This is a genomic window from Saccharopolyspora griseoalba (genome assembly GCF_042665275.1).
GTDB lineage: Bacteria > Actinomycetota > Actinomycetes > Mycobacteriales > Pseudonocardiaceae > Saccharopolyspora > Saccharopolyspora griseoalba.
Genome location: NZ_JBHTCJ010000003.1, coordinates 339,119 through 351,538, shown reverse-complemented (window position 1 = coordinate 351,538; position 12,420 = coordinate 339,119). Strand labels below are relative to the sequence as shown.

Sequence of the window (12,420 nt, the reverse complement as noted above, 5' to 3'; positions counted from 1 at the left end):
GGGACAGCGCACGAGGGGCACCCCGCGCGCGGAGCGCCCCTCGGCGTGATCAGGGGTCGCGGATCAGGGCTTCTTCGGCACCTGGATGTCCCCCCTTGCGATGGCGGCCCCGTAGGCGTCCAGGGCGGGCTTGAGATCGTCGATCTTGCCGCCCGAGGTCGCGTAGGTGACGCCGCCGTTGGCGATGTTGAACCGGTCCGGGACCGCGCCCAGGTCACCGCGGGCGAAGTCGGCGACGTAGTCGTAGACCGCCAGGTCGATGCGCTTGAGCATGGAGCTGATGATCACTTCCTTGAACGGCGCCACCGACGGCTGCTTGTACTGGTCGGAGTCCACGCCGATGGCCATCGCGTCGGCCGCCTTGACCGCGCTGAACACGCCCTTACCGGAGGCGCCCGCCGCGTGGTAGAGCACGTCCGCGCCGCCGTCGAGCATCCCCGAGGAGACCTCCGAGCCCTTGTTCGGGTCCTGGAAGCCGGTGTAGTCGCCGGCCGGCGTCAGGTAGTCGCTCTCGATCTGGATGTCCGGCGCGGCGGCCTTGGCGCCCGCGACGTACCCGGCCTCGAACTTCTTGATCAGCGGCGTCTCGACGCCGCCGACGAAGCCGATGTGGCAGGTCTTGGACTTGTGCGCGGCGATCACGCCCGCCAGGAACGAGCCCTTCTCCTCGGCGAAGACCAGCGGCGTGACGTTGGGCTGCTTGACCGTGTCGTCGTCGATGATCGCGAACTGGGTGTCGGGGAACTCCTCGGACACGGTGCTCACCGAGTCGGCGTAGGAGTAGCCGACCGCGATGACCGGGTTGTAGCCCTCGCGGGCCAGCTGGCGCAGCCGGGTCAGCTTGGCGCTCTCGGGCTCGTTGGCCTCCGAGTCGAGCTCCTTGACCTCGCCGAGGTTCATGTCCCGCTTCGCCCGGTCCAGACCGGCCACCGAGGCGTCGTTGAACGACCCGTCACCGCGGCCGCCGATGTCGAAGGCCAGCCCGGCCCGGACCTGGCCGGCGTCCGGCGGGGCCTGCTGCTCCTGCTGCGAGGTGGTCAGCGGAGGCCCGGTCGGCGGCTGCTTGGTCTCGCACGGCTGCCCGGAAGCGCTCCCACCCCCGCCACCGGTGTCCTTGGCGCATCCGCTCAGCACCATCGCCCCGCTGAGCAGCAGCGCGGCCATCGCGGTCGCGCTCCGGCGCGCTCCTCCGGCAATCGAGCGCCGGCTGACAGTCGGCGTTAGCCGCATGCCGTTTCCCCTTTCCCGCTCACGCTCCCCGGGCCCGCCGTTCCCTCGGATCAGCGAAGGCGGACTCGCACGAACTCCACTCGATGGTGTTTTTCCAGTCGGATTGTTCGCCCAGGACCCGGCGCACGCCATTCGGTGACGTGACTCTCGAAATTAAGTCTTGACGCTGCCGGATGCGTATTGCCCGCGCGTCACGAAATGATTTCTACATCGATCCACCGATGCCGGGCGCTTGTCTGGTCGATCACAGACAGCTGTGGCGAGTAGGCCCGGGCAATCGTCCGGGTCTAGCATCGCTAGTCGTCAAGGCCCTAGTTCGTGGCCGGTGACGGGCGTGCACCCGGACGGGTTCCGGGACCAACTGCAACTCGGGGCCGGCCGCCCCTGTTCCCGGACGGGGCCGTCAGTCCACCAGCGAGGTTGGAGGCCTTCCACCATGGCCAGCACCACCGCCTCCGCGGCCGACGCACCGAGGCGCGCTGAAGCTCCGCGCGCCAAGGGCCGTCTCTACCGCGGCGATCTGGGCATGTGGTCGTGGGTCGCCCACCGAATCACGGGCGTACTCACCTTCTTCTTCTTGTTCGTGCACGTGCTGGACACCGCACTGGTGCGGGTATCCCCCAACGCGTACGACACGGTCATCGAGACCTACAAGCACCCAGTGATGATCCTGTTCGAGCTCGGTCTGCTCGCGGCGGTGCTGTTCCACGCGTTCAACGGCATTCGGGTCATGCTGGTCGACTTTTGGGCCAAGGGCACCCAGTACCAGAAGCCGATGCTCTGGACGGTCATCGTGCTCTGGCTGGTGTTGATGATCCCGGCGGCGATCAGCCTGCTGTCCCGCGCGGCCACGGAAATCTTCGGGGGTTGAGGCAAATGACCGTCACCGACGCACCGCTCGCCGTGGAAAAGCCGCGCACCCGCTCCCGCCAGTCCGCGCGCCGCAACAACTTCGAGCTCTACGCCTGGTTGTTCATGCGGCTGTCGGGCGTCGTCCTGCTGTTCCTGGTCCTGGGACACCTGCTGATCATGCTGTTCCTGGACGGCGGGGTTCACCGGATCAACTTCGCCTTCGTGGCGGGGCGCTGGGCCTCCCCGTTCTGGCAGTTCTGGGACCTGACGATGCTCTGGCTGGCCGGCCTGCACGGCGGCAACGGTCTTCGTACCGTCATCAACGACTACTCCCGGAAAGACGGCACACGCTTCTGGCTGAAGATGCTGCTGTACGTCTCCGTACTGCTGACCGTGGGTCTGGGCAGCTTCGTGATCTTCACCTTCGACCCGAACATCGGCTAGCGCCGCAGAGACGACCACAGCGTGGCTGGGCCGACGCCGATCGCGGGTCCCGCCACAGCCCGAGGAGGCGACCATGCAATTCCACAAGTACGACGTGGTCATCGTCGGCGCCGGGGGCGCCGGGATGCGCGCGGCCATCGAGTCCGGCACTCGGGCCCGCACCGCGGTGCTGACCAAGCTGTACCCGACGCGCTCGCACACCGGTGCGGCGCAGGGCGGCATGTGCGCGGCGCTGGCCAACGTCGAGGAGGACAACTGGGAGTGGCACACCTTCGACACGATCAAGGGCGGTGACTACCTGGTCGACCAGGACGCCGCCGAGATCATGGCGAAGGAGGCCATCGACGCGGTCCTCGACCTCGAGAAGATGGGGCTGCCGTTCAACCGGACCCCCGAGGGCAAGATCGACCAGCGCCGGTTCGGCGGGCACACCCGCGACCACGGCAAGGCCCCGGTGCGCCGGGCCTGCTACGCGGCGGACCGCACCGGCCACATGATCCTGCAGACGCTGTACCAGAACTGCGTCAAGCACGGCGTGGAGTTCTTCAACGAGTTCTACGTCCTCGACGTGACCATGAGCGAGGGCGCCGACGGCGAGCAGGTCTGCACCGGCGCGATCGCCTACGAGCTGGCCACCGGCGAGATCCACGTCTTCCAGGCCAAGTCCGTCGTGTTCGCCACCGGCGGCTTCGGCAAGGTCTTCAAGACCACCTCCAACGCGCACACCCTCACCGGTGACGGCATGGGCATCGTCTACCGCAAGGGCCTGCCGCTGGAGGACATGGAGTTCTACCAGTTCCACCCGACCGGCCTGGCCGGCCTGGGCATCCTGATCACCGAGGGCGTCCGCGGCGAGGGCGGCATCCTGCGCAACGCCGACGGCGAGCGCTTCATGGAGCGCTACGCCCCGACGATCAAGGACCTCGCGCCGCGCGACATCGTCGCCCGGTCGATGGCCCTGGAGGTGCTGGAGGGCCGCGGCGCGGGCCCGGAGAAGGACTACGTCTACCTCGACGTCACCCACCTCGGTGAAGAGCTGCTGATGTCCAAGCTGCCGGACATCATGGAGTTCTCCCGCACCTACCTGGGCGTGGAGCCGACCGAGGAGCTGGTGCCGGTCTACCCGACCGCGCACTACGCGATGGGCGGCATCCCCACCAACGTGCAGGGCGAGGTGCTGCGGGACAACGAGAACGTCGTCCCCGGCCTCTACGCCGCGGGCGAGGCGGCGTGCGTGTCGGTGCACGGCTCCAACCGCCTGGGCACCAACTCGCTGCTGGACATCAACGTCTTCGGCCGCCGCTCCGGCATCGCCGCCGCCGAGTACGCGAACGGCCACGACTTCGTCGAGCTGCCGGAGAACCCGGCCAAGATGGTCGAGGGCATGGTCGACCACCTGCGCACCAACACCGGTGGCGAGCGGGTCGCGACCATCCGCACCGAGCTGCAGGCCACGATGGACGCCAACGCCTCGGTGTACCGCACCGAGGAGACCCTCAAGACGGCGCTGTCGGACGTGCAGGCGCTCAAGGAGCGCTACGGCCGGATCGCCGTGCACGACAAGGGCAAGCGGTACAACTCGGACCTGCTGGAGGCCATCGAGCTGGGCTTCCTGCTCGACCTGGCCGAGGCGCTGGTCAACGCCGCGCTGGCCCGCAAGGAGTCCCGCGGCGGCCACGCCCGCGAGGACTACACGTCCCGGGACGACACCAACTTCATGCGGCACAGCATGCAGTACAAGGTGCTGCCCGAGTCCGAAGACCCCAACGCGCCGCTCGGGTTGACCGGCTTCCAGGCCGACATCCGCCTGGACTACAAGCCCGTCGTCGTCACCCGCTACCAGCCGATGGAGCGTAAGTACTGATGACCGCCGCCACTGAGAACCCCGCGAGCCAGCTCCCGTCGGACGCGCCGCCCATCCCGGACGACGCCACGATGGTCACCGTCAAGATCCTCCGGTACAACCCGGAGCAGGACGACGACATGCACTGGGAGTCCTACCGGATCCCGGCGCTACCGTCGGACCGCGTGCTCAACCTGCTGCACTACATCAAGTGGTACGTGGACGGCTCGCTTACCTTCCGCCGGTCCTGCGCGCACGGCGTGTGCGGCTCGGACGCGATGCGGATCAACGGCGTCAACCGCCTGGCCTGCAAGGTCCTGATGAAGGACATGCTGAACAAGGACGGCGAGACGACGCTGACCATCGAGCCGATCAAGGGCCTGCCGGTGGAGAAGGACCTCCTGGTCAACATGGAGCCCTTCTTCGAGGCCTACCGGTCGATCCAGCCGTACCTGATGACCAGCGGCAACGAGCCGACGCGGGAGCGCATCCAGTCGGTGGCCGAGCGGGAGCGGTTCGACGACACCACCAAGTGCATCCTGTGCGCGGCGTGCACCACCTCGTGCCCGGTGTACTGGTCGGACGGGAACTACTTCGGCCCGGCCGCGATCGTCAACGCGCACCGGTTCATCTTCGACAGCCGCGACGAGGGCGCCGAGGAGCGCCTGGACATCCTCAACGACGTCGACGGCGTGTGGCGCTGCCGCACGACCTTCAACTGCACGGACGCCTGCCCGCGTGGCATCCAGGTCACCAAGGCGATCCAGGAGGTCAAGCGGGCCCTGATGTTCCGCCGCCGCTGAGGCGACCCCAACAAGCCGGCGCCCCGGGAACCCGTTCCCGGGGCGCCGACGCGCATCGGGCCGCGGTTCCGAGCAGAACGGCGGCCCCGGCGCGTCGGGGTCAGCGCGCGGCAGCGCGGAGGGCTCGGATGCCGAGCACTCCGATGGCGGTCCCCAACACGAGGGAAACGACTGCGATCACCAGGTGCACGACGAGGTATCCGGTGGGCGAGCCCGCGACCCAGGAGCGATCGCTGCCCCAGATGTTGTAGATGAAGGTCGGCCACAGGAAGTAGGTCCAGACCCCGAAGGCCAGCAGGAACACCGCGACTCGGCGAGAAATGGTCACGACGCCAGTATCCGCTGTTGTCGGGCTCACCCGGCCGCCCGGGTGGGGGTCGGCGCAGGCGCCCGACCCCGCGCCAGCGGTTAACCTCGACGCGTGCTGCTGCGTGACCGCCGTACGGCGAACTCCGGTGTGAAACTTCCGTTCTGGGCATCGTTGTCCGCGCTGCTCGTCACCCTCCCACTGCTGGCGGCGCCCGCAGCGGCCGCGCAAGCCCCGGCTTGCCCGAACGCGACCCTGCCGCCTCCCCCGGTCGACACCTCCGAGGTCCCGCCACCGGGCTCCCCGTCGCCGACCCCGCTGCCGGTCCCGGAGACGCCGGTGGGCGGCGACCGGATGGGCGAGTGCGCGGTCATCACCGCCGAGGGAGCGCCTTCCCCGCCACCGCAGGTCGCCGACGCGGCCGCCTCCTGGGTGCTGGCCGACCTGGACTCCGGCGAGGTGCTGGCGGCCAAGAACCCGCACGCCCGGCAGCGGCCCGCCTCGACCATCAAGACGCTGACCGCGCTCACCGCGATCCACGAGCTCGACATGGACGACCAGCTGGTGGCAACCCAGCAGGACGCCGACCAGGAGGGCACCCGCATCGGCCTGCAACCCGGGCTGACCTACTCGGTCGGACAGGTGCTGCAGGCCATGCTGATGGGCTCGGGCAACGACGCGGCGCACGCGCTGGCGATGAAGATGGGCGGCATCCCGCAGGCGCTGCGGAAGCTCAACGCCACCGCCGAGCGGATCGGCGCCCTGGACACCCGCGCGGCCACTCCCTCCGGCCTGGACGGGCCGGGCATGAGCACCTCGGCCTACGACCTGGCCGCGATCTTCCGGGCGGCGATGCGCGAACCCGTGTTCGCCGAGGCCGTCGGGACCGAGATGATGATGATGCCGGGCAAGCCCGGCCAACCGCCCTTCCAGCTGTGGAACGACAACCGCGTGCTGCTGAACTACCCGGGCGGCCTGGGCGGCAAGACCGGCTTCACCGACGATGCCCGGCACACCTTCATCGGCTCGGCGGGTCGCGAGGGCCGCCGCCTGGTGGCCGTCATGGTGCGCGGCGAGAACCAACCGGTACGGCTGTCCCGAAACGCGATGGGCCTGCTCGACTACGGCTTCGCCCTCCCCCGCGACACCGCCGCGGTGGGCGACCTGGTCACCACCTCGCCGGCTCCGAGCACGACGGTCGCCGCGCCCGCCGCTCAGGAGCGGGCACGATCGCAAGCCGCCCAGCAGCCCACCTTCTACAGCACGATCAAGGGGCCGCTGATCCTGCTGGGCGGCGCGCTGGTGGCCATGGCCGTCGTGGTGGCGCTGTGGCTGCGCCGCAACCGCCTGGCCACCGCGGCGCGCGAGAGCGCGGGCTCGGACGAGCACCCGTGAGGCCGGCGCCTCCGCGAGCTACTTGCGCGCCCGCAGGCGCCAGGCCCACGCCCCCGCGGCGCCCAGCCCGACCAGGCCCGCGGCGGTGCGCGCCCTGGGACGGCGCTGGACCTGCACCATCGGGCGGATGACCGCCGGCCCCGGGACCGGCGGCGGCTCGGCCTCCAGGTTCTCCCGCGCCGACGCGGTCCACGCGGTGACGAACAGGATGAAGCGCGACATGAGGTTGGCGAAGACCAGCAGACCGAGGATCGGACCGAACGCCGCACCCGCGGGCGAGTTGGTGACCATCCCCAGGTAGATCACCGCGACCTGCTTGAGGATCTCGAACCCGACCGCGGCCAGCAGCGCGCCCCACAGCGCGCTGCGCAACGTCACCGCCTTGCGCGGCAGGCGGGCCAGCACCCAGATGAACACCAGCCAGCTCGCGGCCAGCGACAGCGCGATGCTCAGCACCCGCAGCACCACGAACGCCAGCGGCGTGCCGGAGAAGCCCATCGCCTGCATCAGCAGCTTCCCGACGCCACCGCCGAGCGCGCTGATGCCGATGGAGACCCCGAGCGCCAGGCCCAGCCCCACCAGCGAGACCAGGTCGGAGGCCATCCGCTTGTGCATCGGCTGCGGGTCGGGGACCTGGGTCCACTGCGCGGTGAGCGCCTCGCGCAGGTTGGTCATCCACCCCAGCCCGGAGTAGAGCGCGGCGAGCAGGCCGATGACGCCCACCGCGCCCGCCTGCTGGATGGCCTGGTCGACGACCCGGTTGAGCATCTGGCTCATCGCCGGGCTGGGCACGGCCGAGGTGATCGAGTCCTGCAGCCGAGCCAGCAGATCGGGGTTCCCGGCGAGCACGAAACCGGCGATCGCGAAGGCGATCATCAGCAGCGGCACCAGCGCGAGCACGCTGAAGTAGGTGATCGCGGCGGCGTAGTAGTCGCCGTACTGCTTGGTGTAGCGCTCGAAGGCGCGGATCAGCCGGTCGAGCCATTCGTGCTTCCGGCGCAGCAGAGCCAGCCTGCCGGGCTTCTCCTCCTGCTGCTGTTGACCCACCATGGACAGCCTCCCACCGCACGAGCCGTTCGGCCGAACGGTGGCAGGCTACCCAAGCTTGATCAGATCAGCGGCGCGGCACGACGAAGCCGACCTTGTCGAACACGTCGCGCAACGTCGCGGCGGAGACCTCGCGGGCCTTCTCCGCACCGCGGTGCAGGATCTTGTCCAGCTGCGCCGGGTCGTCCAGGTAGCCGCGGACCTGCTGCTGGAACGGGGTGACGAACTCGACCACGACCTCGCCGAGCTCCTTCTTCAGGTCGCCGTAGCCGCGGCCCTCGAAGGCGGTCTCCAGCTCGGCGATGCTCTTGCCGGTCAGCGCCGAGTAGATGGCCAGCAGGTTGGAGATGCCGGGCTTGTTCTCGACGTCGTAGCGGATCTCGCGCTCGGTGTCGGTGACCGCCGAGCGGATCTTCTTGGCCGAGCGCTTGGGGTCCTCCATGAGCTCGATGACGCCGGAGGGCACCGACTTGCTCATCTTCGCGCCCGGGTCCTGCAGGTCGTAGATCTTGGCGGTGTCCTTCGGGATGTGCGCCTCGGGCACGGTGAAGGACTTGCCGTAGCGGGAGTTGAACCGCTGCGCGAGGTTGCGGGTCAGCTCCAGGTGCTGGCGCTGGTCCTCGCCGACCGGCACGGCGTCGGCCTGGTAGAGCAGGATGTCCGCGGCCTGCAGCACCGGGTAGGTGAACAGGCCGACGCTGACGTGGTCGGCCTCCTGCCGCGCGGACTTGTCCTTGAACTGGGTCATCCGACCGGCTTCGCCGAAGCCGGTGAGGCACTCCAGCACCCAGCTCAGCTGGGCGTGCTCCGGGACGTGGCTCTGCACGAACAGCGCGGAGCGGTCCGGGTCGATGCCGAGGGCGAGCAGCTGGGCCGCCGAGAGCCGGGTCCGCTCGCGCAGCTGTTCCGGGTCCTGCTCGACGGTGATGGCGTGCAGGTCGACGACGCTGTAGAAGCACTCGTACTGCTCCTGCATCGTCACCCACTCGCGCAGGGCGCCGAGGTAGTTGCCGAGGTGGAACGAATCGGCGGTCGGCTGGATGCCGGAGAGGACGCGGGGCCGGGCCGACTGCTGGGTTTCGGGGCTGTCGCTGCTCACGAGTTCGATTCTCCCAAGAGCCGCCCCGCGGGCGGGACCGACCCACGTCGTCGCCCGAACCGGGTGGTCGCGCAGAGCCGCGGCACCGCGCGCAGACGCGCGCTGGCGGGCGTCAGCCCTTGCGCTGGTTCTCCGGCTGGACCTTCTTCTTCCTGAGCGCTCCGACGACCATCCCGGCCAGGCCGAGGCCGACGGCGGTGAGGCCGACCGGGGCGCGCAGCGCGTCCGAGGGACCGGCGGCCACGACGTCGTGGGTGGCCGCGGAAGCCAGACCGGCGGTGACGGGCAGGAGCACGACGGCCGCAGCGGCCAGCCCGGCGACTCGCCTGGTCACGCGGATTATTCGGCTACGCAAGAGCGTTGCCTCCCTGCGAAAGATCCCCCTACCGGGGGTCACCTATTCGTGCGGATCCGGTGGCGGACGGTACAGACCGCCTGGTGCGAACGTGGTGGCGTTGCGTAAACGAACCACGACTAGGTGATCATATTTCCCGCGCGGCAACGGCTTTCGCGGGGTCCGGAACCGGCGATCTCGCAGGTGAGGCGGTGGGGGTGACACCTCGTCACCCCCACCAAGCGTCACGCGGTAACGCAAATCACACTCGAATGGACCAAGGAGACGCGCGGAGCGGGTGCTCCGGGTGCGGACCGGAGCACGCGCACCGCGCGAACCCGTCGGAGCGCTCCTAAACGGCGCTGATGCCCAGCTGCACCTGGCCGACCCGCCCGTAGGTGGTGGTGCGCTGCCGCGCCGAACGACCCGCCTTCGCGGCCAGCTCGTGCAACTCCTCGACGCTGCGCTCCGAGCCGTGCTCGGAACCGGCCATCCGGCTGATCGTCTCCTCCATCAGCGTGCCGCCCACGTCGTTGGCCCCGCCGTGCAGCACCTGAGTCGTGCCGGAGTCGCCCAGCTTGACCCACGAGCACTGCACGTTGTCCACCCGACCGTGCAGCAGGATGCGGCCCATCGCGTGCACCGCGCGGTTGTCCCGGGCGGTCGGCCCCGGCCGGGCCAGCCCGGCCAGGTAGATCGGCGCGTTGCGGTGCACGAACGGCAGCGGCACGAACTCGGTGAACCCGGCGTTGCCGTGCTCGCGCGCGGTGTCCTGCACCCCGGCGAGCGTGCGCAGGTGGCCGAGCCAGTGCTCCGGGCTGTCCACGTGGCCGTACATCATCGTCGACGAGGACGGGATGCCCAGCCGGTGGGCGGTGCTGACCACGTCGATCCACTCGGCGGCCGGCAGCTTGCCCTTGGTCAGCACCCAGCGGACGTCGTCGTCGAGGATCTCGGCGGCCGTGCCCGGGATGCTGCCCAGGCCGGCCTCCTTGAGCTCGGCGAGCCACTCCTCGACGCTCACCCCCGCCTTGGCCGAAGCGCTCACGATCTCCATCGGGCTGAAGGCGTGGACGTGCATCTCCGGCACCCGCTGCTTGATGGCGCGCACCAGGTCGGCGTAGCCCGAGACCGGCAGCCGCGGGTCGATGCCGCCCTGCACGCACACCTCGGTCGCCCCGGCCCGCCACGCCTCGTCGGCCCGGTCAGCGGTCTCCTCCGGGGACAGCCGGTAGGCGTCGGCGTCGCGCTCGCGCTGGGCGAAGGCGCAGAACCGGCAGCCCACGTAGCAGATGTTGGAGAAGTTGATGTTGCGGTTGACCACGTAGGTGATGTCCTCGCCGGAGACCTCGCGGCGCAGCGCGTCGGCGATCCCGGCCAGCTCGTCGAGCGCGGTCCCGTCGCAGGTCATCAAGGCCATCGCGGCATTCGCGTTGGCCGGGTCCAGCAGCGCGGCCGGATCCGCCGAGGCGATCCGCAACCCCTCCCGCACGTCGGAGTCCAACCGCTCCGGCGCGCCTTGCGCCGGGACCTGCTCGCGCAGCTCGTCCCAGTCGCCGTAGACGGTGTCGAAGTCCGCGCGCCGGTCCTCGCTGCGCCCGGTGGTGTCGATGCTGCGGTGCAGGTCGGTGCGGCCGATCGACTCGAAGCCGCCGTCGGGCTCCTGCCACTCGCGCCCGACGATCTCGGCGTCCGGATCGGCGAAACCGTCGGCATCGGACAGCGCGTCGACGTGCGCGGCCACCCGCAGGTCCAGCCACTGGGTGCTGTCACCGGCCAGCCCGTTGCGGACGTAGCGCGGGTAGGCGGTCAGCCGCTCCCGCAGCTGGAAGCCGGTGTCTCCGGTGAGCTCGGCGAGCTCCTCGATCTGCGGCCAGGGCCGTTCGGGGTTCACGTGGTCCTTGGTGACCGGCGAGACCCCTCCCCAGTCGTCGATCCCGGCGCGCAGCATCAGCCGGTGCTCGTCGCCGACCAGGTTCGGCGGCGCCTGCACGCTCACGCCGGAGGGCATCAGCAGCCGGGCCACGGCGATGGTGGCGGCCAGCTCCTGCAGGTCCGCGTCGGGCATGCCGCGCATGGCGGTGTCCGGCTTGGCGCGGAAGTTCTGCACGATGATCTCCTGGAGGTGCCCGTACTGGCGGGCGCTGCGGCGCAGCTCCAGGAGCGATTCGGCGCGCTCGGCGAAGGTCTCGCCGATGCCGATGAGGATGCCGCTGGTGAACGGCACCGCCACCCGACCGGCATCGGTGAGCACCCGCTTGCGGACCGCGGGTTCCTTGTCCGGGCTGCCGTAGTGCGGACCGCCCTTCTCGCTCCACAGCCGCTCGGAGGTGGTCTCCAGCATCATGCCCATGCTGGCCGCGACCGGCTTGAGCCTGGTCAGCTCCTTCCAGGACAGCACACCGGGGTTGAGGTGCGGCAGCAGCCCGGTCTCCTCCAGCACCGCGATCGCGCACGCCCGGACGTAATCCACAGTGGAGTCGAAGCCGCGCGCCTCGAGCCACTCCCGCGCGACCGGCCAGCGCTCCTCGGGTCGGTCGCCGAGGGTGAACAGGGCTTCCCTGCACCCGGCCGCCGCACCCTGGCGAGCGATCTCCACGACCTCGTCGCGCTCCAGGAAGGCCGACTCGACCTTGTGCGGAACCGTCGCGAACGTGCAGTAGTGGCAGCGGTCCCGGCACAGCCGGGTCAGCGGGATGAAGACGTTGCGGCTGTAGGTGACCACACCAGGATGCCCCTCGGCCCTGAGGTGCGCGTCGCGCGCTCGACCAGCGGCCTCCAGGAGTCTGTCCAGGTCCTCGCCGCGTGCGTGCAGCAGCGCGGCGGCTTCGGTGGCGTCCAGCGAAACGCCATCGGTGGCTCGGCGGAGCGCGCGGCGCATCGCCGACTCGCTCGGGGTGGGTTCCGGCGGAGTGAGATTCAGATCTGCAACCGACACCCGACGACTCTAGGTCGCGTGACCGGTGGTTGCCCACCCGCGCGAAACGTGCCACCGGACTCACCTCCGGTTGCTCGATTACTCCATTTCGCTCTACCGGGCCTCACCGAATCAGGCGCAGAATCCGA

11 protein-coding genes are annotated in these 12,420 nt (G+C 69.9%); 5 read left to right on the top strand and 6 right to left on the bottom strand.

The window, feature by feature from the left end; translation table 11 throughout:
* Positions 1 to 63: 63 nt before the first annotated feature.
* Positions 64 to 1,164, bottom strand: a complete 1,101-nt coding sequence (locus ACFQRI_RS08175; protein ID WP_380666191.1) for a BMP family lipoprotein — start codon at positions 1,162 to 1,164, stop codon at positions 64 to 66.
* 502 nt (positions 1,165 to 1,666) lie between these two features.
* On the opposite strand from ACFQRI_RS08175, the gene sdhC reads away from it, so the two are divergent.
* The 4 genes from sdhC to ACFQRI_RS08155 all read left to right on the top strand — a co-directional run bounded on the left by sdhC (position 1,667) and on the right by ACFQRI_RS08155 (position 5,172).
* The gene (sdhC, locus tag ACFQRI_RS08170; protein ID WP_380666189.1) at positions 1,667 to 2,101 is read left to right on the top strand and encodes a succinate dehydrogenase, cytochrome b556 subunit; all 435 of its coding nucleotides are present in this window, start codon (positions 1,667 to 1,669) and stop codon (positions 2,099 to 2,101) included.
* Between the two features lie 5 nt (positions 2,102 to 2,106).
* Complete coding sequence (locus ACFQRI_RS08165) at positions 2,107 to 2,526, top strand: succinate dehydrogenase hydrophobic membrane anchor subunit (protein ID WP_380666187.1); 420 nt, start codon at positions 2,107 to 2,109, stop codon at positions 2,524 to 2,526.
* 73 nt (positions 2,527 to 2,599) lie between these two features.
* Positions 2,600 to 4,390, top strand: coding sequence for a succinate dehydrogenase flavoprotein subunit (sdhA, locus tag ACFQRI_RS08160; protein WP_380666185.1), 1,791 nt, complete (start codon positions 2,600 to 2,602; stop codon positions 4,388 to 4,390).
* A complete protein-coding gene (locus tag ACFQRI_RS08155; RefSeq protein ID WP_380666183.1) occupies positions 4,390 to 5,172 on the top strand; it encodes a succinate dehydrogenase iron-sulfur subunit in 783 nt (260 codons plus the stop codon). The genes sdhA and ACFQRI_RS08155 overlap by 1 nt, the downstream gene beginning before the upstream one ends.
* Before the next feature lie 100 nt (positions 5,173 to 5,272).
* Here the strand turns inward: ACFQRI_RS08155 and ACFQRI_RS08150 are convergent, their stop codons facing one another.
* Positions 5,273 to 5,500, bottom strand: a complete 228-nt coding sequence (locus ACFQRI_RS08150; RefSeq protein ID WP_380666181.1) for an SCO4848 family membrane protein — start codon at positions 5,498 to 5,500, stop codon at positions 5,273 to 5,275.
* A 93-nt stretch (positions 5,501 to 5,593) separates the two neighbouring features.
* Here ACFQRI_RS08150 and ACFQRI_RS08145 point away from each other — a divergent pair, with 93 nt between their 5' ends.
* Positions 5,594 to 6,874 (top strand): D-alanyl-D-alanine carboxypeptidase family protein, encoded by a 1,281-nt coding sequence (locus tag ACFQRI_RS08145; RefSeq protein ID WP_380666179.1) that lies wholly within the window; start codon positions 5,594 to 5,596, stop codon positions 6,872 to 6,874.
* A gap of 18 nt (positions 6,875 to 6,892) precedes the next feature.
* Here the strand turns inward: ACFQRI_RS08145 and yhjD are convergent, their stop codons facing one another.
* The 4 genes from yhjD to ACFQRI_RS08125 all read right to left on the bottom strand — a co-directional run bounded on the left by yhjD (position 6,893) and on the right by ACFQRI_RS08125 (position 12,292).
* Positions 6,893 to 7,924, bottom strand: coding sequence for an inner membrane protein YhjD (yhjD, locus tag ACFQRI_RS08140; RefSeq protein ID WP_380666177.1), 1,032 nt, complete (start codon positions 7,922 to 7,924; stop codon positions 6,893 to 6,895).
* A gap of 64 nt (positions 7,925 to 7,988) precedes the next feature.
* Complete coding sequence (trpS, locus tag ACFQRI_RS08135; protein WP_380666175.1) at positions 7,989 to 9,020, bottom strand: tryptophan--tRNA ligase; 1,032 nt, start codon at positions 9,018 to 9,020, stop codon at positions 7,989 to 7,991.
* Between the two features lie 112 nt (positions 9,021 to 9,132).
* Positions 9,133 to 9,354, bottom strand: a complete 222-nt coding sequence (locus ACFQRI_RS08130; RefSeq protein WP_380666173.1) for a hypothetical protein — start codon at positions 9,352 to 9,354, stop codon at positions 9,133 to 9,135.
* Positions 9,355 to 9,706: 352 nt separating this feature from the next.
* Complete coding sequence (locus ACFQRI_RS08125; RefSeq protein ID WP_380666171.1) at positions 9,707 to 12,292, bottom strand: bifunctional FO biosynthesis protein CofGH; 2,586 nt, start codon at positions 12,290 to 12,292, stop codon at positions 9,707 to 9,709.
* Between the last annotated feature and the right edge of the window lie 128 nt (positions 12,293 to 12,420).

What these genes read in the sequence shown, in the direction of transcription:
- sdhC (WP_380666189.1), top strand. Translation starts at nt 1,667, where the DNA reads ATGGCCAGCACCACCGCCTCCGCGGCCGACGCACCGAGGCGCGCTGAA.
- yhjD (WP_380666177.1), bottom strand. Translation starts at nt 7,924, where the DNA reads ATGGTGGGTCAACAGCAGCAGGAGGAGAAGCCCGGCAGGCTGGCTCTG.
- ACFQRI_RS08155 (WP_380666183.1), top strand. Translation starts at nt 4,390, where the DNA reads ATGACCGCCGCCACTGAGAACCCCGCGAGCCAGCTCCCGTCGGACGCG.
- sdhA (WP_380666185.1), top strand. Translation starts at nt 2,600, where the DNA reads ATGCAATTCCACAAGTACGACGTGGTCATCGTCGGCGCCGGGGGCGCC.
- ACFQRI_RS08175 (WP_380666191.1), bottom strand. Translation starts at nt 1,164, where the DNA reads ATGGCCGCGCTGCTGCTCAGCGGGGCGATGGTGCTGAGCGGATGCGCC.
- ACFQRI_RS08165 (WP_380666187.1), top strand. Translation starts at nt 2,107, where the DNA reads ATGACCGTCACCGACGCACCGCTCGCCGTGGAAAAGCCGCGCACCCGC.